Source organism: Nocardia sp. NPDC058518 (assembly GCF_042719655.1).
In the GTDB taxonomy this organism is placed as follows: domain Bacteria; phylum Actinomycetota; class Actinomycetes; order Mycobacteriales; family Mycobacteriaceae; genus Nocardia.
In genome coordinates this window covers 126,923-144,857 of sequence record NZ_JBHXNJ010000018.1, presented here as the reverse complement: position 1 = coordinate 144,857, position 17,935 = coordinate 126,923, and the positions used below count along the sequence as shown (strand labels likewise).

General features: G+C 66.9%; 21 protein-coding genes. 10 read left to right on the top strand and 11 right to left on the bottom strand.

What is annotated here, in order from left to right; genetic code table 11:
- Window positions 1-3: 3 nt before the first annotated feature.
- Entirely contained in the window at window positions 4-1,080 is a 1,077-nt protein-coding gene (locus tag ACFWPX_RS27350; protein ID WP_378930266.1) for an epoxide hydrolase family protein, read from the bottom strand.
- 102 nt (window positions 1,081-1,182) lie between these two features.
- On the opposite strand from ACFWPX_RS27350, the gene ACFWPX_RS27345 reads away from it, so the two are divergent.
- Window positions 1,183-1,674 (top strand): MarR family winged helix-turn-helix transcriptional regulator, encoded by a 492-nt coding sequence (locus tag ACFWPX_RS27345; protein ID WP_378930264.1) that lies wholly within the window; start codon window positions 1,183-1,185, stop codon window positions 1,672-1,674.
- 12 nt (window positions 1,675-1,686) lie between these two features.
- On the opposite strand, the gene ACFWPX_RS27340 is transcribed toward ACFWPX_RS27345, so the two are convergent.
- Entirely contained in the window at window positions 1,687-2,400 is a 714-nt protein-coding gene (locus tag ACFWPX_RS27340) for a class I SAM-dependent methyltransferase (protein ID WP_378930263.1), read from the bottom strand.
- Window positions 2,401-2,500: 100 nt separating this feature from the next.
- The gene (locus tag ACFWPX_RS27335; RefSeq protein ID WP_378930261.1) at window positions 2,501-2,677 is read right to left on the bottom strand and encodes a hypothetical protein; all 177 of its coding nucleotides are present in this window, start codon (window positions 2,675-2,677) and stop codon (window positions 2,501-2,503) included.
- Between ACFWPX_RS27335 and ACFWPX_RS27330 the strand changes: the two genes are divergently transcribed.
- Window positions 2,676-3,116, top strand: a complete 441-nt coding sequence (locus ACFWPX_RS27330) for a hypothetical protein (protein WP_378930259.1) — start codon at window positions 2,676-2,678, stop codon at window positions 3,114-3,116. The two genes, ACFWPX_RS27335 and ACFWPX_RS27330, sit on opposite strands and share 2 nt — an antisense overlap.
- A gap of 40 nt (window positions 3,117-3,156) precedes the next feature.
- Here the strand turns inward: ACFWPX_RS27330 and ACFWPX_RS27325 are convergent, their stop codons facing one another.
- The gene (locus ACFWPX_RS27325) at window positions 3,157-4,278 is read right to left on the bottom strand and encodes an acyl-CoA dehydrogenase family protein (RefSeq protein WP_378930257.1); all 1,122 of its coding nucleotides are present in this window, start codon (window positions 4,276-4,278) and stop codon (window positions 3,157-3,159) included.
- A gap of 90 nt (window positions 4,279-4,368) precedes the next feature.
- Here ACFWPX_RS27325 and ACFWPX_RS27320 point away from each other — a divergent pair, with 90 nt between their 5' ends.
- Window positions 4,369-5,067, top strand: coding sequence for a winged helix-turn-helix transcriptional regulator (locus ACFWPX_RS27320; protein WP_378930255.1), 699 nt, complete (start codon window positions 4,369-4,371; stop codon window positions 5,065-5,067).
- An 11-nt stretch (window positions 5,068-5,078) separates the two neighbouring features.
- On the opposite strand, the gene ACFWPX_RS27315 is transcribed toward ACFWPX_RS27320, so the two are convergent.
- The gene (locus tag ACFWPX_RS27315; RefSeq protein WP_378930253.1) at window positions 5,079-5,630 is read right to left on the bottom strand and encodes a hypothetical protein; all 552 of its coding nucleotides are present in this window, start codon (window positions 5,628-5,630) and stop codon (window positions 5,079-5,081) included.
- Between the two features lie 130 nt (window positions 5,631-5,760).
- Between ACFWPX_RS27315 and ACFWPX_RS27310 the strand changes: the two genes are divergently transcribed.
- Both ACFWPX_RS27310 and ACFWPX_RS27305 read left to right on the top strand, forming a co-directional pair.
- Window positions 5,761-6,000, top strand: a complete 240-nt coding sequence (locus tag ACFWPX_RS27310) for a hypothetical protein (protein ID WP_378930251.1) — start codon at window positions 5,761-5,763, stop codon at window positions 5,998-6,000.
- 106 nt (window positions 6,001-6,106) lie between these two features.
- The gene (locus ACFWPX_RS27305) at window positions 6,107-7,309 is read left to right on the top strand and encodes a site-specific integrase (protein ID WP_378930249.1); all 1,203 of its coding nucleotides are present in this window, start codon (window positions 6,107-6,109) and stop codon (window positions 7,307-7,309) included.
- Here ACFWPX_RS27305 and ACFWPX_RS27300 read toward each other — a convergent pair whose 3' ends face one another.
- A complete protein-coding gene (locus ACFWPX_RS27300) occupies window positions 7,310-7,792 on the bottom strand; it encodes a nitroreductase family deazaflavin-dependent oxidoreductase (protein ID WP_378930247.1) in 483 nt (160 codons plus the stop codon).
- 110 nt (window positions 7,793-7,902) lie between these two features.
- Here ACFWPX_RS27300 and ACFWPX_RS27295 point away from each other — a divergent pair, with 110 nt between their 5' ends.
- The 3 genes from ACFWPX_RS27295 to ACFWPX_RS27285 all read left to right on the top strand — a co-directional run bounded on the left by ACFWPX_RS27295 (window position 7,903) and on the right by ACFWPX_RS27285 (window position 10,769).
- Window positions 7,903-8,448, top strand: a complete 546-nt coding sequence (locus ACFWPX_RS27295; RefSeq protein WP_378930245.1) for a nitroreductase/quinone reductase family protein — start codon at window positions 7,903-7,905, stop codon at window positions 8,446-8,448.
- A 237-nt stretch (window positions 8,449-8,685) separates the two neighbouring features.
- Window positions 8,686-10,008 (top strand): family 1 glycosylhydrolase, encoded by a 1,323-nt coding sequence (locus ACFWPX_RS27290; RefSeq protein ID WP_378930243.1) that lies wholly within the window; start codon window positions 8,686-8,688, stop codon window positions 10,006-10,008.
- A gap of 38 nt (window positions 10,009-10,046) precedes the next feature.
- Complete coding sequence (locus tag ACFWPX_RS27285; protein WP_378930241.1) at window positions 10,047-10,769, top strand: TetR/AcrR family transcriptional regulator; 723 nt, start codon at window positions 10,047-10,049, stop codon at window positions 10,767-10,769.
- Window positions 10,770-10,787: 18 nt separating this feature from the next.
- Here ACFWPX_RS27285 and ACFWPX_RS27280 read toward each other — a convergent pair whose 3' ends face one another.
- From ACFWPX_RS27280 to ACFWPX_RS27265, 4 genes are all read right to left on the bottom strand, one after another.
- Window positions 10,788-11,786 carry a diiron oxygenase gene (locus ACFWPX_RS27280; RefSeq protein WP_378930239.1) on the bottom strand — a complete coding sequence of 333 codons (999 nt, stop codon included), beginning with the start codon at window positions 11,784-11,786 and terminating at the stop codon, window positions 10,788-10,790.
- A gap of 120 nt (window positions 11,787-11,906) precedes the next feature.
- The gene (locus ACFWPX_RS27275; RefSeq protein ID WP_378930237.1) at window positions 11,907-12,500 is read right to left on the bottom strand and encodes a hypothetical protein; all 594 of its coding nucleotides are present in this window, start codon (window positions 12,498-12,500) and stop codon (window positions 11,907-11,909) included.
- Between the two features lie 83 nt (window positions 12,501-12,583).
- Entirely contained in the window at window positions 12,584-13,324 is a 741-nt protein-coding gene (locus tag ACFWPX_RS27270; protein ID WP_378930235.1) for a TetR/AcrR family transcriptional regulator, read from the bottom strand.
- A 7-nt stretch (window positions 13,325-13,331) separates the two neighbouring features.
- Window positions 13,332-14,045 (bottom strand): MerR family transcriptional regulator, encoded by a 714-nt coding sequence (locus ACFWPX_RS27265; RefSeq protein WP_378930233.1) that lies wholly within the window; start codon window positions 14,043-14,045, stop codon window positions 13,332-13,334.
- A gap of 99 nt (window positions 14,046-14,144) precedes the next feature.
- On the opposite strand from ACFWPX_RS27265, the gene ACFWPX_RS27260 reads away from it, so the two are divergent.
- Entirely contained in the window at window positions 14,145-15,872 is a 1,728-nt protein-coding gene (locus tag ACFWPX_RS27260) for a GMC oxidoreductase (protein WP_378930231.1), read from the top strand.
- Between the two features lie 103 nt (window positions 15,873-15,975).
- On the top strand, window positions 15,976-16,911 hold the full coding sequence (locus ACFWPX_RS27255) for an NAD-dependent epimerase/dehydratase family protein (RefSeq protein WP_378930230.1): 936 nt from the start codon (window positions 15,976-15,978) through the stop codon (window positions 16,909-16,911).
- 18 nt (window positions 16,912-16,929) lie between these two features.
- Here the strand turns inward: ACFWPX_RS27255 and ACFWPX_RS27250 are convergent, their stop codons facing one another.
- Window positions 16,930-17,832: a DUF5995 family protein gene (locus ACFWPX_RS27250; RefSeq protein WP_378930229.1), complete on the bottom strand. Its 903-nt coding sequence runs from the start codon at window positions 17,830-17,832 to the stop codon at window positions 16,930-16,932.
- Window positions 17,833-17,935 lie beyond the last annotated feature (103 nt).

Sequence of the window (17,935 nt, the reverse complement as noted above, 5' to 3'; positions counted from 1 at the left end):
TCCCTAGTCGATGCTGTGCAGGAAGAACTCCCGGATGTCCGCGGCGAGGAGGTCCGGCACCTCCATCGCGGCGAAATGACCGCCACGGTCGAATTCCGACCAGTGCCTGATGTCGAAGAGCTGCTCGGCCAGCGGGCGCACCGATTGGGTGATGTCGTGGGCGAATACCGCGACGCCGACGGGCACCGGGCACGGTACGCTCCCCCGCGCGGACTCGCGATGTAGGCGTGCCGAGGACGCCGCGGTGGCGGTGAGCCAGTACAGGGAGATGTCGGTGAGCATCCGGTCGTCGCTGATCGGCGAGCGTGGGTCGGTCCACTGCGCGAAACGTTCGGCGATCCAGGCGAGTTGGCCGACCGGCGAGTCGGTGAGCGCGTAGCCGATGGTCTGCGGGGTGGCGGCTTGTAGTGCCTGGTAGGGCGGGCGGCTCGCCATCAGCTGTTTGACCTTGTCGAGTCGCGCTTCGTCGGCATCGGATAGTTCGACGTCCGGGTTCGGCCGGGTCGGCAGGTAGTTGACGTGGACTCCGACGACGTTGCCGGGCGCGAAAGCTCCGAGCGATTGGGAGATGCCCGACCCGAAGTCGCCACCCTGCGCGCCGTAGCGCTCGTAGCCGAGACGACGCATCAACTCCGCCCAGGCGCGCGCGACCCGGGCGATATCCCAGCCACGCTCATGCGTCGGTCCGGAGAATCCGTAGCCCGGGATGGACGGGATCACCAGGTGGAAGTCGCGGGAGAGCGGTTCGATCACGTCCAGGAATTCGAGGAACGAGCCGGGCCAGCCGTGGGTGAGGATCAGCGCGAGCGCATCCGGCTTCGGCGAGCGGACGTGCACGAAATGGATGTTCTGGCCGTCGATTTCGGTGGTGAAGTGCGCGAGTTCGTTGAGTTTCGCTTCGTGTGCTCGCCAGTCGTAGCCGGTGCGCCAGTATTCGGCGAGTTCCTTCAGCCGCGCCAGCGGGAAGCCGTAGTCCCAGCCGGCATCGGCGATTTCGTTGGGCCAGCGGGTGCGGGCGAGCCGGTCGTTGAGGTCGTCGATATCAGCCTGCGGGATGTCGACGCGGAACGGTTCGATCATGGTCTCGACTCCTTCGCCCACCCAACGTTTGGGTGACTAACGTTTGCATGACCAACGATATCGCGATCGTTGGTCATACAAACGATTTGTTAGAGTTGTCACATGGAGCACCCGCCCGAGCCGGCCCCCGCCAGGTGGGCAAACCTGCCCACCTGGCTACTCACCCAAACCGCCAACCACGCCCACCGCCTGGTCACCGATGGCTTCGCGGCCGCCGACGCCCGCGGCTACCACTACCGCCTCCTGGCCACCCTCGACGAATTCGGCCCAGCCAGCCAAGCCACCCTCGGCCGCCGCAGCGGCATCCACGTCAGCGACATGGTCGCCACCATCAACGAACTCGCCGACCACAACCACGTCGAACGCACCCCCGACCCCACCGACCGCCGCCGCAACATCATCTCCCTCACCACCGCGGGCAAACGCCAACTACGCCGCCTCGAGAAACAGCTGGCCGAAAGCCAGGAACAACTCCTGGATCCCCTGTCGCCCAGCGAGAGAGCCCACCTGACCGAACTCTTGGCCAAGCTGTTGGACCACCACAACCGCAGAACCGGCGCGATCGACGACACCGCGTCGGACCACAGCCGCTGACCGACCCCGTGCCTAAGTCGCGAGCTCACACACCAGCATCTCGTCCGCGTGCGCTTGGAACTCGTAGTCCACCTTCACGATTCGGCTCGAAATGCCCACGAGCGTCAACTCGGCAAGCAACTTCTCGAGCTGCTCGTACCGCCCCTGAGAACCGATGGGGACCAAGGGGAACAGCCGGATTTCTGTGGTGGCAACGCGCGCCAGTTCGGTGATCGCCTGACGGTGGAAGTCGTAGTCGAGGTCGTCGGCGTAGCTGAAGAGTAGGTGTGAGCTCAGGACGAGGTCGAAGCTGTTGTCGGCGAATGGGAGCGTGGGGAGCTGACCTGGGATGTAGCGGTCGGGCGAAGTGCGGGTGTGGGCGGCGAAGTGTTCGGCCGACTCGCGGCGGGCGCGGTGGTGTTCGTCGGGGTCGGCGAAGAATGTCCAGCGGTAGGCGTCGGCGTGCTCGCGGACATATCTGTTGCCACGGTCGGCCTCGGCGACAGCGGTGGCAGCGACGCGTTCGATGCCTCTGTCGAAATAGGCTATGTCGCAAGCGGTTACATCACCGCCACGTTGGTTCACCTCGGCGGTGAAACCTGCCGCACCACCCGGACAGTCCAGAATTCTGCGCCCGAGATCGTCTTCGGTGAGCGCGAACATCGCCTGGTACTCGCCGAGTGAGCGTGAGCTGACGAGAATCTCGCCGAACCCACCGGTTCCCCTGGAAGTGTCGTTGTCGATCATGGTCGTCCTCCTGCTCCGGGACCGCCCGCGGGGCCGGAACAGATGTCGTCACGACAGATCTGGCCACCCTCGGGGCGGCCGCGCACAACTCGGTCAGCCGCTAGGTCAGCGGCCACCACAGTTGCGCGAACATCATCACCCGGTGATTGAACCACGTGGGCGCGCTCTCGAGTAGGCGAAATTCGTCGCTATAGCGGATCATATGGCGGTGAATGAAGATCTCATGAGGGCTCGGGCGGCGGAATTCGACGGCGCGGATGCCCAGGCTGTCTGACATGAATTCCACTGAACTCGCAGCTGATCTGGACGAACGCCAGTTCGCGCGGTACGAATGCCCCTGTTGTGACGAGCCGATCGAGCGCACCTGGAACATGATCACCCGCGACGGGATTGCCTACGCGGCGTACTTCGCCAACAGCTACCACCACGCGGATAAGCACCATGACACCTGGATCGACGTCATCCTCGGCACCTGGGATTCCGAAACCGCCGACGATCACGTGACTTTCGGTTGCCGCGTCGGACCGGTGCAGAACAACCCGAACCCCGCGGCAACCCTCGTCCAGGCATGTCTGGACGGGTCAGCCGATGAAGTCCACGGTGTGGTGCTCTCCCGCGAGGACGGCTTGGTTCACCCTCGTCTTCCGGAGTTCTGGGGAATCGTCGACTTCGTGTTGGCTCACGACCCGACCGTCACCGCTCACTTGTACGGGTAGGCGAGAGGGGTCATCCAATTGCTCGATGACCCCTCTGCACTCAGTCGATGGGGCTGTGCCCCAGCAGAACTCGGCCACTGAAGCGGGTCTGCTTCGCGCGGGGCAGGGGATGGAACTGGCAGCCGTGGATGTCGCGGTAGAGGCGTTCGAGGTCGCAGGTGCGGGAATAGCCTGCGCCGCCGGTGGTTTCGATGGCCAGGCGGACGGTGGTGATGAGGGCGTCGGCGGCGACGGTTTTGCGGCTCAGGGTGCGGGCGGCGTAGGTGTCGGTGTTGGGGAAGGTCAGGTTCTCGGAGTCGGTGAACATGGCGGTGATGAGGTCCTCGGCGGTGGTGTAGGCGTTGAGCATTTCTCCTGCCGACTGGACCGTGTGGGCTTCGGAACGGCCCGCCAGTAGGCGAGCGGTGAGGTCGACGGCCGCGTCGGCGACGCCGAGATAGGCGGCCAGAACCAGTGGAAGGGCGGCGCCGATCACCACGTTCAGCACCGGCGGCCACGGACCGGCCGGGCGGGTCATCGAGATCGCGGCATCGGGCACGAACACGTCGTCGAGGACGACCGTATGCGAACCGCTCGCACGTAGACCGAACGAATCCCAGGTCTTGTCGATGCTCACCCCTGCGGCAGCCAACGGGACCGCGAAATGCAGCACCTCACCGTCGTAGCGAACGCTGGTGACGAGCACATCGCCCACCTCACATCCACTCGCGGGCGCCTTGCGCGCGCTCACCCGATAGCCACTGTCGACGCGTACGGCCTGCCCATTGGACTCGACCCAATCCGAGGCACCGGTGCTGACCAGAATCGCCCCGCCCGCCACCTTCGCGAACACCGCCGAAGCGTCCACCCCATGGTTGTGCCGCCACACCTGCGCGGCCACCAAGTGCGAATGCATCGCGAAGGCGACCGCCGTCGACGGATCGTGTCTGCCGAGTTCACGCAGGATCTCCCCCATCTCCCGATGCGAGGCGCCTCCGCCGCCGAACTCGACCGGCACGAGCGCCGCCGACAGACCGCTCGACCGCAACAAGTCGAACGCGGCGACGGAGATCTCGCCGGTGCGGTCCCGCTCAGGGACTTCGAGACGCAAGGTTTCACCGATCTCGCGGGCGAGGGAAACCCGGTCGGTGCTGGACGTGGTGTCAGAAATTGTGGAAGTCATGTTTCGAAGGTAGGAAGCGCCGCGATAACCAGATAGTCCAGAAAGTGGACTCTCCCGGTCCAGGAAATGGACCCCGTCGGTGAGGTGACCATGACGACAACGACCGCAGGCTATGGCCAGTACTGCCCGATCTCGCGGGCCCTCGACGTGCTCGGCGAACGCTGGTCGCTGCTCATCCTGCGCGACCTGTTCCTCGGCACCACCCGCTTCAACGACCTCGCCCGCGGCCTACCCGGCCTGTCACGCAGCCTGCTCGCCAAACGCCTGCGCCAGTTCGAACGCGCCGGACTCATCGAAAAGCTCGGCACCGAACACCTGCTCACCGAAGCGGGCAGCCAGCTCGAACCCATCCTGTTCGGCCTCGGCGAATGGGGCGCGCGCTGGACCTTCGGCGCCCCACAGCAGGACGAACTCGATGCGGCGTTGCTGGTGTGGTGGATGCACACCCGGATCGACACCTCGATGCTGCCCGGACGGCGGCAGGTGTTGCAGGTCCGGTTCACCGACGATATCCGCCGGTTCTGGATCGTCGTCGAAGCCGCTGTTCCCTCGGTGTGCGAGACAGACCCCGGCTATCCCGTCGACGTCACCATCAGCGCCGATGTCGCCGGCCTGTACGAGGTGTGGTTGGGGCGCATGCCGCTCACCCACGCGCAGCGCACCGGGCGGGTCATGTTCACCGGCCCACCCGCACTCACCCGCCGGATGCCTGCGGTACTGCGATTGAGCCCGGTCGCCGGATATGTCGCCGCGACCGCTCGACCGGACCCGGCAGCGCGCGCCTCGTGAGACGAAAGGCCCTATTCCGGACCGGTGCGCCCGGCGATCCACATCGCCCAGCGGTACAGCTCCTCGGGATCCCCCAGACTCGCTCGCGCTTCGGGCCCGACGAGGACACCGTTCGCCGCGGACAACAGGTCGTACATGCCCAGGTACACCCACTCCCACAACATGCTGTCGAAGTTGTACGACATCATCGCCCGCTCGACGCGCCCACGGATCTCGGCGATCTCCTCCAGCGACAGCCCCGCACGATGCAGCCGAGCCTCGGTAGCGCGCTGGTCCTCGAGGTCGAACGACGTGTCGAGGAACGGCTCCAGCAGGTCACCCCAGATATCGAGACGACGACGAACCGGAATCGCGGTGCGCTGACAGAACTCGTCGAGCGCAAGCCCGTCAGTCGCGAGGACGAACAGTGTCTCCCCGGAGATCGTGCGAAGTTCCGGCGGCGTCGCGCGCGGATCGGCATCGGCGATCTCGGAAACCGCGATCACACCGTCGGGATACACCGATGCGCCCGCGAAAGGATAGTCGACAAACCGGATCTCCGTGTCGGCGATGACCACCCGCATCGACCCATCATGGCGCTCCCAACGCACCCAGACCCGGCGTCATGAACTAAATCGAACAAAACGTGGCAGTAATCACTACTTGGCCCGTCATGTTGGCAGCGGCCGTAATCAAAACGTTAGGGTTTCATCCATGGTAAGTACCGGAGCAGCAACCTCAGAGCCGTACGAACCGAATGTTCCTCTCCCCCAACACCGTCCGGCACGGCTCGAGCTCGTCAGCGAATCGCCCGACACCAGCGCAGCGCCGACCGCAGACGTCGACGACCACTTCCCGCGCCTCGGCGACACCAGTTTCCTCACCGGCGCGGCCAAGCACCGGCTCGCCGCCTACATCCACACCCAGCTCGCCGAGCTCGAAGAAATGCCGTGACGTCACGCCGATAGCGACTCCCGAACGCTTCGCGCCCACGCCGGATTAGGCTGCAACGCCAGGAGTTATCGGCGGCAGCGACGATTCACGCGAGGGAGTGGCGAAGTTGAGCGACGCATCGGTCGTGCTTCCGGAACAGGTCCGCACCGAACTGCGCCGCGGGGTTCGAAGCGTCCTCGTCGATACCGCAGCCCTGCGCCTGGTCCGCGAACGCTTCGACGACAACCAGGCAGGCGCACTGCGCCGCTACCTCGAAGCCTCCCAATCGGCGAACACTCTGCGCGCCTACCGAACGGACTGGATCGCCTGGGCAGGCTGGTGCGCGGCCGAACAGCGACAAGCGCTCCCCGCGGACCCCCTCGATGTGGCCGTCTACCTGGCCGCCTCCGCCGACGCGCGACGAGAAAGCGGCGTGTGGGCGTTCAGCCCGGCCACCCTTGACCGCAAGTCCGCCGCCATCGCCGCAGTTCACGCCGCCAACGGACTTCCCTCGCCGACACGCTCCGACGTCGTCCGTCTCACCCTGCGCGGCATCCGCCGCACCCGCCGCACCCCGCCGACCCGGAAACGGCCGGTCCTGCTGCACACCCTCGACCAGCTTCTCGCCGAACTCCCCGCACCTGACTGGCCCACCGAGCCCGCCCGCCGCCGAGACGCCCTTGCGCTGCTGGTCGGTTTCGCCGGCGCACTGCGGCGCAGCGAACTCGCGGGCCTGCGCATCAGCGACGTGCACGTGCGCACCGATCACACCACCGGTGAACCGCTACTCGTCGTGCACCTGCCGACAACGAAAACCGACCCGACCGGCGTCGCCGAGCAGCGCATCGCCCTGCCTCGCGGCAAACACCCACGCACCTGCCCGATCTGCGCGTTCGCCGACTGGATGCGCCTACTGGAAGTCCACGCCGACACCGGCGACGCGGGCACGCGGACCTGGACGACGAACAACCTCGCGGCCGACACCACAATCCACCGCTGCCACGGCTTCGCGGGAACCCGCCTCAGCGCCGACGTGGACCGCCCGCTGTTCCCCACGATCAACCGGCACGGCTCGATCAGCGCCACCGCGCTGTCCGGGCGGGCCGTCGCCGAACTCGTCAAGCGCTACGCGGCCCGCGCGGGCCTTGACCCCGACCTGTTCTCCGGGCATTCCCTGCGCGCCGGCTTCGCCACCCAAGCCGCCCTCGGCGGAGCCAGCGACCGTGAGATCATGCGCCAGGGCCGCTGGGCGAACCCCCGCACCGTCCACGGCTACATCCGCACCGCGAACCCACTCGAAGACAACGCCGTCACCAAACTCGGTCTGTGATCAGACGATCCGGTCGAGCCGGAAGATGCGGAATTCTCGACTGCCCGAGCGCTGGAATTCCATCTCGTAGCCGGGCCAGAACTCGACGGCCTGGTCCCATACGCGCTTACGCTCGACGCCGGTGATCTCGACGACGGTCACCGGGAACGCGGAGCTGCCGCCGAAGCGGGCCGATGCCGTCCGGGCCGCGCGCAGGTTCGCCGACCATGCCGGATGCTCCGGCTTGCCCCAGTTCGAGCCGACCAGATAGAAGCCGTCCCCGTCCGGCACACACAGCAGCGAGGTGGTGCGTGGCTGTCCCGACTTGCGCCCGACCACCGTGATCTCGATCGACGGGAGCCCGGCCAGATCGAGTACACCCCACCGACCGCCACTGAGCCTGCGCAACAACCGCTCGGTCGGCAGAACGACACCGGCGCCACGCATCACCCAGGGCTGTGCCGCGAACACGCGCGCAAAGCCCGGCAAGGGATTCCAAACCATCCACGAATCCTGGCTCGAGCGAACCGAGTTCGCCCACTCACGACCGTGCGCTGAGAGGCAACTCACTCGGGATGCTGGACGACCGATCGCCGCGAGCGGACCATGGAGACATGGACGAGGCCCGAAACGAGGCTCGGCGCACCGCGGCCGCGGCCGAAATCGGCAAACACGGCCGACTGATACGCGGCCCCCGCGACGGCAAGCTGCTGAGCGCCGGCATGGCGCCGTTCTTTCGCATCCGCACCCCACGCGGGTACGGCATCCTCACGACCACCGGGCGCAAGACCGGCCTACCGCGCCCGAAGTGTGTTCGGGTCTTTCGCGACGGTGACCGGGCGTACCTGGTGCAGCTGATGCCGCCCCACGTGACGATTCAGCAGCCTGACGCGGTCAATGCCTGGCTCCGCAATGTTCGTGCCGACCCGAACGTCACCCTGAAGCTGTCCGACGGCACCCACAGCGGGACCGCCAGGGAGATCACCGACCCGGACGAACTCGCCACCGCACGCGCCCTGCTGTGCGACACCGTGGTGCCGGTGGACTACGGCGAATGCGCGATCCACCTGCGCGGTATGCCCTCGCGGGCGAAGATCCGGGGGCTGCACGCGTACTGGTTCGACACCGGTCGCGCGGTTGCCATCGATTTGGCGACGTAGCAGAAGCCCTCCCCGTCCTTGCTGGTGAGTAATTGTGTAGTGCCGACATGTCGTGAACTGCAGCGGGTGCATGGGCACAAATGGGAGACACATGAATAGATGCGCATATCTACGTAACTAGATGTAATTTGATGAAGTGACAGCCTCCAAGACCGCCGCTCCGCGTCAATTGCCCCGCACGACTACCTCGATGTCGCACACTGAACTCACTCCCCTCCCCTAGCCGCCAGGAGTGCCATGCCCTCCCCCACTGGTCGCCGAATCCTCGCCACGGTCGCACTGGCCGCCGCGGCCATGCTCACGACCAGCACCTCCCCCGCCCTGGCCCGACCACCGGCGCCGACCCAACTGGCACCACTCGGGCCCGAATTCCTCTGGGGCGTGGCAGCTTCCGGGTTCCAGGCCGAAGGCGATGCCCCCGATAGCAATTGGCGCCGATACGTCGAATCCGGCACCACCGCCGACCCCTATCTGAACTCGGTCGACTTCCGGAATCACTTCCGCTCCGATATCGCGCTGGCCGCGAAACTCGGTGTGCGCGTGTATCGCATCGGTATCGAGTGGGCGCGGGTCCAACCTCGACCCGGCGTGTGGGACGAGGCGGCGCTCGCGTTCTACGACGATGTCGTCAGCGCCATCACCGAGGCCGGGATGCGGCCGATGCTGACCCTCGATCACTGGGTGTACCCGGGCTGGGCGGTCGACCGCGGCGGGTGGCGCGATCCGGAGATCGTCGCGAACTGGCTGTCCAACGCGCGCTTGGTCGTCGACCGATTCGCCGACGCCGATCCGCTGTGGATCACGTTCAACGAACCGACGTTCTATCTGGTCAACGAACTGCGCCACGGCGGGATCGGCGCAACCGACGTCTTCACCATGGGTGAACGAATCACCCAGGCGCACAACAGCATCTACGACTACATCCATACCGTGCACCCCGGCGCCCAGGTGAGCAGCAACGTCGCCTACATCCCCGGCGTCGACGATGCGGTCAGCGGACCGCTGCTCGACCGGATCTCGGCGCGCCTGGACTACATCGGCATCGACTATTACTACGGCCTCTCCCCCACCCAGCTACAGGTTCCCGATCCCGACCGCCTCTGGACGATTCCGCTGCAGCCCGAAGGCATCTACTACGCGCTCGACCACTACGCGCGAAAGTTCCCCGGCCGCCCGCTCTACATCGTCGAGAACGGCATCCCCACCGAGAACGGACTCCCCCGCGCCGACGGCTACACCCGCGCGGATTCGCTGCGCGACACCGTCTACTGGCTGCAGCGCGCCGTCGCCGACGGCATCCCGCTGATGGGTTACAACTACTGGAGCCTCACCGACAACTACGAATGGGGCTCCTACACAGCACGTTTCGGCATCTACACCGTCGACGTGCTCACCGATCCGACACTTACCCGCACGCCGACCGACGCGGTCGCCGCCTACCGCGCGATCACCGCGGCGGGCGGCGTCGCCCCCGATTACCGGCCGACGCGCCCTGTCGCTCCATGCTCGCTCGTCGACGGGCTCGCCAGTTGCACCGATCCGGTGGCGGTCCCCCGGTAGCGGTTTGAAGCATCGATGGTTGCTCTACACTCAGGCGGGTGTCGAGCACAGCGTCACGCCCCTCCAGTGCCGTCAGCGGCAGGCAAGCCCGATGGCAGCCGCACAACGACAGCCGCCGGGAGCGGATCGTGCTGGCCGCGGTCGAGCTGATCGAACAGGCGCCCGCAGGCGTCGAGGTGCCGATCATTCAGATCGCCGAGCACGCGGGACTCGCGAAATCGGTGGTCTACCGGCAGTTCGCCGGTCGCGACGAACTGGATCGCCGGATCAGGAGCGAGATCGCCGACCGCTTCGTCGCCGACATCGAAGACGCGCTCGACATCGCCGAGGGCTCGATCCACGAGATCCTGGTTCGCACGATCGGCGGCGTCGTCACCTGGATCCAGGACCATCCGCGGCTACACGAGTTCCTGCGGACAGGTCCGTCAGAAGCCGATCCCGATATCGACGCGATGAGCGCGCTGATCACCACCATCGCGGGGTCGACCAGGGCGCTCGTCACCGGCCTGGCCGGGGTGGTCGGCGTGACCGACGAAGCCTCGGCCGACACGATGACCTTCGCCATCGTCTCGATGACCGAGGCCACCGTCACCCGCTGGGCCAACGACCCGAATCCCGCACTCACCAGGGATCGGCTGATCGAGGAAGTGGCCTCCTACGCCTGGCACGTGGTCGATGGTGTCGCCCGCCGCTACGGCCTGAACCTGGACCCCGACCAGCAACTCACCGAGGTCATCACCCAGCTGGTCGCCGGCGACTGAATCGCCGCCGGGATCAGCTCAGGCGATACGGCGCGCGCTGCGTTCGGGCTCGCTGCGGTACCGCGATACGGGGCCGTCGATGCCGAACTTCCGCCACAGCCACTTGGCGGTCGGATTCATCAGGCCCAGGTCATCGGCAAGTTTGCGCATGTCGCCGAAGTAGCCCGACAGGATCTGCTGGGAATGCTCCGACTTCCAGAACGCCTGCTCGATGACCTCACGGGGAATATCGAACTCGCGCTCGAACGAACGCGGCGGCGCCATGATCTCGCCTGCCAGCCAGCGCATCGCGATGGGGAACGCCACCGAGCAGACGCCACGATTGAACTTGCCCATCCGCCCGATGTGCGCGGTGAGGAAGTCGCCGGCGAAGGAGATGTGGCGCGCTTCCTCGGCGATGTGAATCTCCATGGTGCGCAACACCAACGGCGGCATCGACGCACCCTCGCGGATCACTGCCTTCTGGTAGTGATCGATCGGTTCCTCACCACCGAGGATGCCGATGAACAGGATCATGTGGGCGTAGCCACCCGCGACGCCGATCAGCGGCGAGAGAGCCCGGAACAGCGGCCGCATGCCGGGCACATCGACGTCGATGCGGTTGACCAGTTCCTGGAACATCTGGATGTGGTTGCACTCTTCGGTCATCTCGTGCAAGCAGTACCGGAATTCGGGCGAGCCGTTCGGCAGCTTCATGATGTACTGCATCATTCCGCGAATCAGCACGCTCTCGAAGGCGGCGCCGACCTTGATCGCGTTGGCGGTCCGCCACTTGCCGATCTCGATCCGCCGGTCGAGCGGTTGGTCGCGATACCACTGCGTCGCGCCGAGCGGGTCGATCCGCGGCGAGAGAACCCACCGCACGTCGTTCGGGTCAAGGGCGAGCTCGGGTGAATCCCAGTCGATATCGAGGTACGGATCGAAATGACGGTCGACAGACCCCTGTGACAGGGTTGCCAGCGCCTCTCGGTACTCCTCGGTAATGGGTCCGCCACGGCTCGATTCGGTCAGCGTCATCGGTGCCTCCTCGGTTCGCGTCCGGCGCGGACGGCACTGTTAGCGCCGTCACACCGTCAACCAAGAATAACTGAGACCTTCAGTCCCACACAACCCTGGCTAGATAACGTTTTCCGGGTCCTACTCAACGAGCAGAACCACCAATTGGCGGGCCAGCTCACCATCGCCGGGACCTCCCAGCCAGATCAGCGGCCTGCGCTGGTCGAGATGGTCCAGCGCCTCGGGCAGGGATACGAAGACCCGGTCGGCACGCACGACACACACCTGGGGCACGGACTCGGAGACGGCGGGCCCACCATCGACATCGAGTGCCAGCGAGCCGGTGGAGGCGTCGCCTGCCACCGCGTCGCGAACCACCGCGTCGCCGGGCTCGACCGCGGCCGACCCGCTGTGGACGACCTGATGCCCCGGCGCACTTGCCCAGTGGTCCAGCCACGCCGGGCCGGGCTCGACCGCGGCGAGTACCGTCTGCACGCTCATGCCGTAGAGCACGTCGGCGACCGCGGCGGGCAGGCCCGCGATGTCGACAGTGCGCACCAGCGAGCCGTGCTCACGCAACCGTTCGACGAACCGCGCGAGTACCTCGGCCCGCTCGGACGGGTCCACCACCGCGTGCCTGCCGGCGGATCGGCGCATGGGAACCCGGCGCTCGTCCTCGGGTAGGTCGAGCAGCCCGTCACGGACTCGGCGCAAGATCTCCTCGCGGGAATTCACTCGGGCACTCTCCTTCGTTGGCGACCTCGTCGTCGCCGTTCACACATCCCTCTCCCCACATACCGCGGGAACTCTTCAGATCGCTACCGTACCGACCGGTCCACATGATCCAGGCGCGGCACGACGAAGCCGAGCAGATGCAGTAGCTGGTCGATATTCAGGTCGAAGATCTCCGCGCGATCAGCGAAGGTGTCGCGGCCGTACATGTCGAACACGTCGAAGTTCACGGCGCCGAACAGCGTGGTCCAGGCGGTGAGGGCGGATGCGATCACCCGGTCGGGGACGAGCAGGCCGAACTGCTCGCGGATCGTCGCGAAATCGGCTGCCGTTCGCGGGCTGATCGCCGGTTCGCCTGCGGGGACGCTGAGCTGACCCTGACGGAAGGCGCTGTCGACGATCCCGAGCAGGATCGCGATCACCCGTACGCCCGGCGTTTCGGTGTCGGCGGCGGGCGCGTCATAGCCGGGGACGGGCGTGCCGAACAGCAGGCCGTACCAGGCGGGCTCGGCCAGTGCCCATTCCCGCACGGTCCGCGCGGTGACCCGGAAACGGGTCGCGGGGTCGTCGGGTGCGTCGATCAGCGCCGCTTCGACGGCGTCGCCCAGTGCGTTGTAGCCGTCGACCACCAGCATGGTCAGCAGTTCGTCACGGCTGCGCACGTATCGATACACCGCCGAGGACACGACGCCGAGATCGCGCGCGACGGCGCGCAGCGACAATGCCGCGGCGCCGTGGGTGGCCAGGTGCTCGCGGCCGATGCGTTTGATGTCGGCGATCGTCTGCGCACGCGCCAGTGCGCGCGGGCCCGGCTGGTCGGAACTCATCGTCCGATCATCGCGCACTCGCGGCGCGGGCCGGAGCACGGCGTCCGGCCGCGTCGTCGGCGGCCGCGGCGCGTTCGATCTCGGCGGCGAACGTGGCACCGCCGACCTCCCATGCCATCGCGAGCAAGCGGTCGCGGAAACGGCTCAGGTCCACCCCGACCCCCTCGCCGCCGTAGCCCGTGCCCGCGGCGTCGCGGACCGTGTGGACCACCTCGTCGGCGAGCGCGGCGATCCGCGACTGGATCATCGTTCGCAGCACCCCGCTGAGGGTGATGTCGATGCCCACGTCGTAGAGGACCAGCGCGGCCTTGAACATCGACCGGTCCGCGAGGAACCAGCGTTCGTCGCGACGCTCGAGATATCCCGCCGAGGTGAGTTCCGCGAGTGCGTCGGCGCCCCTGTCGCCCAGCATCGACGCGAGCTCGGCGTCGTCGATGAAGGAAGAACGTTCGGCGGCCTGGCCCGTGCGCGGATCAAATAATGCGCGCCAGTCACCGGCCTGCGGTTCGGCGTCGAAGACCTCGCGGATGGCGTCGAGGCGCAACCCGCGCGCCTGCATGGCGACGATGTCGCGCAGGCGGTCCAAGTGCTCGTCGGAGTAGACGACTTCCTTGCCCGCGCGGCCGGGTTTCGGCAGCACGCCGAGCGAGTGGTAGTAGCGGATGGTGCGCGACGCCACGCCGCTGACGTCGGCGAGTTCCGCTCGGGTGTATCGGGCCACCCGACCAGCATAGGTCGGTCCGGAACCTACGTTGACAGCTCTGGCTGTCGCCATTAGCGTTACCCGCGTCACTGTCGACACCGATCGAGGAGCTCCCCCATGCCCGAGCGCACCACCGATTTCGACGTTCTGATCGTCGGCTCCGGCTTCGGCGGCAGTGTCACCGCGCTGCGCCTGGTGGAGAAGGGCTACAAGGTCGGTGTCATCGAAGCCGGCCGCCGCTTCGCCGATGACGAACTGCCGAAAACCAGCTGGGACCTGCGCAAATTCGTGTGGGCACCCAAGCTCGGCTGCTACGGCATCCAGCGCATCCACCCGCTGCGCGACGTCCTGATCCTTGGCGGCGCAGGCGTCGGTGGTGGCTCACTGAACTACGCCAACACCCTCTACGTGCCGCCGGAGCCGTTCTTCCAGGACCCGCAGTGGCGTGAGATCACCGACTGGCGCACCGAGCTGACCCCGTACTACGAGCAAGCGAAAAAGATGCTCGGTGTCGTGACGAATCCCCACATGACCCCCGCCGACGAGATCTTCAAGTCCGTCGCCGAGGACATGGGTGTGGGCGAGACGTTCGTGCAGACTCCCGTCGGCGTGTTCTTCGGTACGCCCGGTGAGACCGAGGCCGATCCTTACTTCGGTGGTGCCGGTCCTGAGCGCACCGGCTGCGTGGAATGTGGCGACTGCATGGTCGGTTGCAAGTTCGGCGCCAAGAACACGCTGGTGAAGAACTACCTCTACCTCGCCGAACAGGTGGGGGCGCAGGTCATTCCGATGACCACGGTGACGTCGCTGCGACCGCTGCCCGACGGCACATGGGATGTGGCCACCGAACGCACCGGCGCCTGGGTACGCAAGGCGCCCAAGACCTTGACCGCCGAGCATGTCGTGCTCGCGGCGGGCACGCTCGGCACGCAGAAGCTGCTGCACGCGATGCGTGATGAAGGTGCGCTGCCGAATCTGTCGGACAAGCTCGGCCTGCTCACCCGCACGAACTCCGAGTCGATCGTCGGTGCGGCCACCAAGACGCTCGGCCCGGACCAGGACTTCACCAAGGGTGTCGCGATCACCTCGTCGATCCACCCCACCCCCGACACCCACGTCGAGCCGGTCCGCTACGGCAAGGGCTCGAACTCGATGGGCATGCTGCAAACGCTCATGGTCGACGGTGGTGGGCGCGTGCCGCGATGGCTGCGGTTCCTCGGCCTGGTGCTGTCCAATCCGCTGACCTTCTTCCGCTTCATGAGCGTGAAGAACTGGAGCGAGCGCACGATCATCTCGCTGGTAATGCAGCACCTGGATAACTCGATCACCACCTACACCAAGCGCGGGCTGTTCGGTGGCCGCAAGCTGACCTCCAAACAGGGTCACGGACAACCGAACCCGACGTGGATCCCGGCGGGCAACGATGTCACCCGGCGGGTCGCGGAGAAGATCGGCGGCGTCGCCGGTGGCACCTGGGGTGATGTGTTCAATGTGCCGATGACCGCGCACTTCCTCGGCGGCGCGGCGATCGGCGCCGACCGCGAACACGGCGTGATCGACGCCTACCACCGCGTGTACGGCTACCCGACGCTCAGCGTCGTCGATGGTGCCGCCGTGTCGGCCAACCTCGGCGTCAACCCGTCGCTCACCATCACCGCCCAGGCCGAGCGTGCGGCCGCCTACTGGCCCAACCACGGCGAGGTCGACACGCGCCCCGAGCAGAGCGCCGGCTACACCAAGATCGCCCCGGTTCGCCCGAACCAGCCGGTCGTGCCCGCGAGCGCGCCCGCCGCGCTGGTCCTGCCGATCGTCGAGATCCGCAGCTCGGAGAAGACCGCGGGCTGATTCGACGAAACCCGGCCCCGGCCTTGCGGTTACCCACCGCGAGCCGGGGCCGTTCCTGTTCCCGGCCACGTAGCATCGGTGCCGACGAGCTGGAGGATCTTCGATGACGGTGCTGGTTTTGGGCGGATACGGAACAGTCGGCGCACATCTGGTGCGATTGCTACGTGCCGAGGGAATCTCCGCGCTGGCGGCGGGGCGTGATCCCGCCAGAGCGGACCGGGTGGTCGACCTGCGCGACAGCGCCGGTGTCGACGCCGCCTTGACGGGGGCGACCATCGTCGTGAACTGCGCAGGCGCGGAGGACATCCGGTTGGCACAGGCGTGTGCCGGTCGTGGAATCGCCTTCGTCGACATCTCCGCGACGTCGCACTATGTCCAGGCCCTCGAGGACGTCGACGGCCCGGCGGTGCTCGGTGTCGGGTTGGCGCCGGGCCTGACCACCTTGCTCGCCGTCGACGCGCTCACACACCACCGCGGCCCCGTCGACATCATGGTCGGCCTCGGCTCCGGCGAAACCCACGGCCCCGCCGCGACTGCCTGGACCTACCAGCTGCTCGGTCAGCGCTTTCCCGATGCCGACGGCACGAGCATCCGCAATTTCACTGGGCGGCAACGCTTTTCAACGCCCGCGGACGCGGGGTACCGACCGTTTCCCGCCGTGCGCGCCGATTTCGCCGATCAACACCACCTCACCCGCGAGTTCGGCGTCGCGGTGCGCACCTACCTCCGCCTCGACTCCCGACTCGCCACACTCGGGCTGGCCGCCCTCACCTGGGCGCCCGCACTGCAACGGCTGGCACCGGCCCATATGCCGGGTAGCAGCGACCGCTGGGTGGCACTCGCCCGGTCCGCGGACGGATCGACCAGGTCGGCGAGCGGTCGTGGCCAATCGCTGGCTACGGCCGTGGTCACCGCCATCACGGTTCGCGCGCTGATCCGGAATCCGGTCTCCGCACCGACGTGGATCCACCAGCTTCTCGAGCTCGACGACATCTGTCATGACCCGCTCGCAGCCGACATCCGGTTCGAGCGCTACTGACAATTTCCGGGAACGTGTTCAGAGTGCGTTGATCCGGGCCAGTGCTTCGAGGGCAAGGTCCGCCGCCTGCCACAACGCCGTGATCTCGGTGCGGATCGCGGGCGCGAGGGCTGGATCTTGCAAGGCGAGGCCGTTGGTGAAGATCACCGTGTTCGCGCCGAGGTCGGCGGCGATGAGCAACTGTTCGGTGGCGACTCCGGCGCCGAACAGCTGGTCGAGTCCCTCGCCGACGAAGTAGAACCGCCACAGCGGTCCGAGGTCGGCGCCGTAGGCGGCTTTGGTGCGGTCGATGATCACGTCGCCGACCGAGGCGATTCCCGCCACGATCTTGAAGTAGTCCGGCGCGTTCTCGGGCTTGCTACCGACTGCCGCCACCGAATAGGTCAGGTCGACGGTCAGGTGCGCGTTGTATCCGGCCATGGCCGTGCGAGCACGCGATGCACCACAGTCGCGAGCCAGCGCGAAGTAGTGCGCCCATTGGGGTTCCGCGATACCACCGGTGAATTCGGCGTGCAGATTGTCGAGGAACCGGCTCAGCAGTTCGAGGCTGATCGCATGCGCGTACTCGCGGTCGGCGAATGCCGCCGGATCGCGCTGCATGGGCATCACCGCGGCGTATTCGACGCCGTCGAGCCCGATCGCGAACAGCCCGCGCAGGTCTCGATGCTCGATTAGGATCTCGGTGATCCGATGATGTCGGGCCACCGCGTCCTCGAGCCGGTCCAGACTGCCCGCGCCAGAGATCGCCGACGTGTCCGACAACCTCGCGATCTCAGCGATATCGGCCTGCGACAGCGTCGACCCGCACGCGGTGTCCTGAACGGCGCCGGCGGCCGGGCCTACGGGCAAAGCCAGCGCCACGACCGCGACACAGGCTGCAATTCCACTCGATACGCGCACGCGCCGATTCCACCATCTCATCGGGTGATCCGCGCTTCGACGCGCGTGGCCCCCCCCCCCCCGGGGCGGAGGGGCCCCCCCCCCGCCCGGGGGGGGCGGGGGCGCGCGACCACGCGGAGGGTGG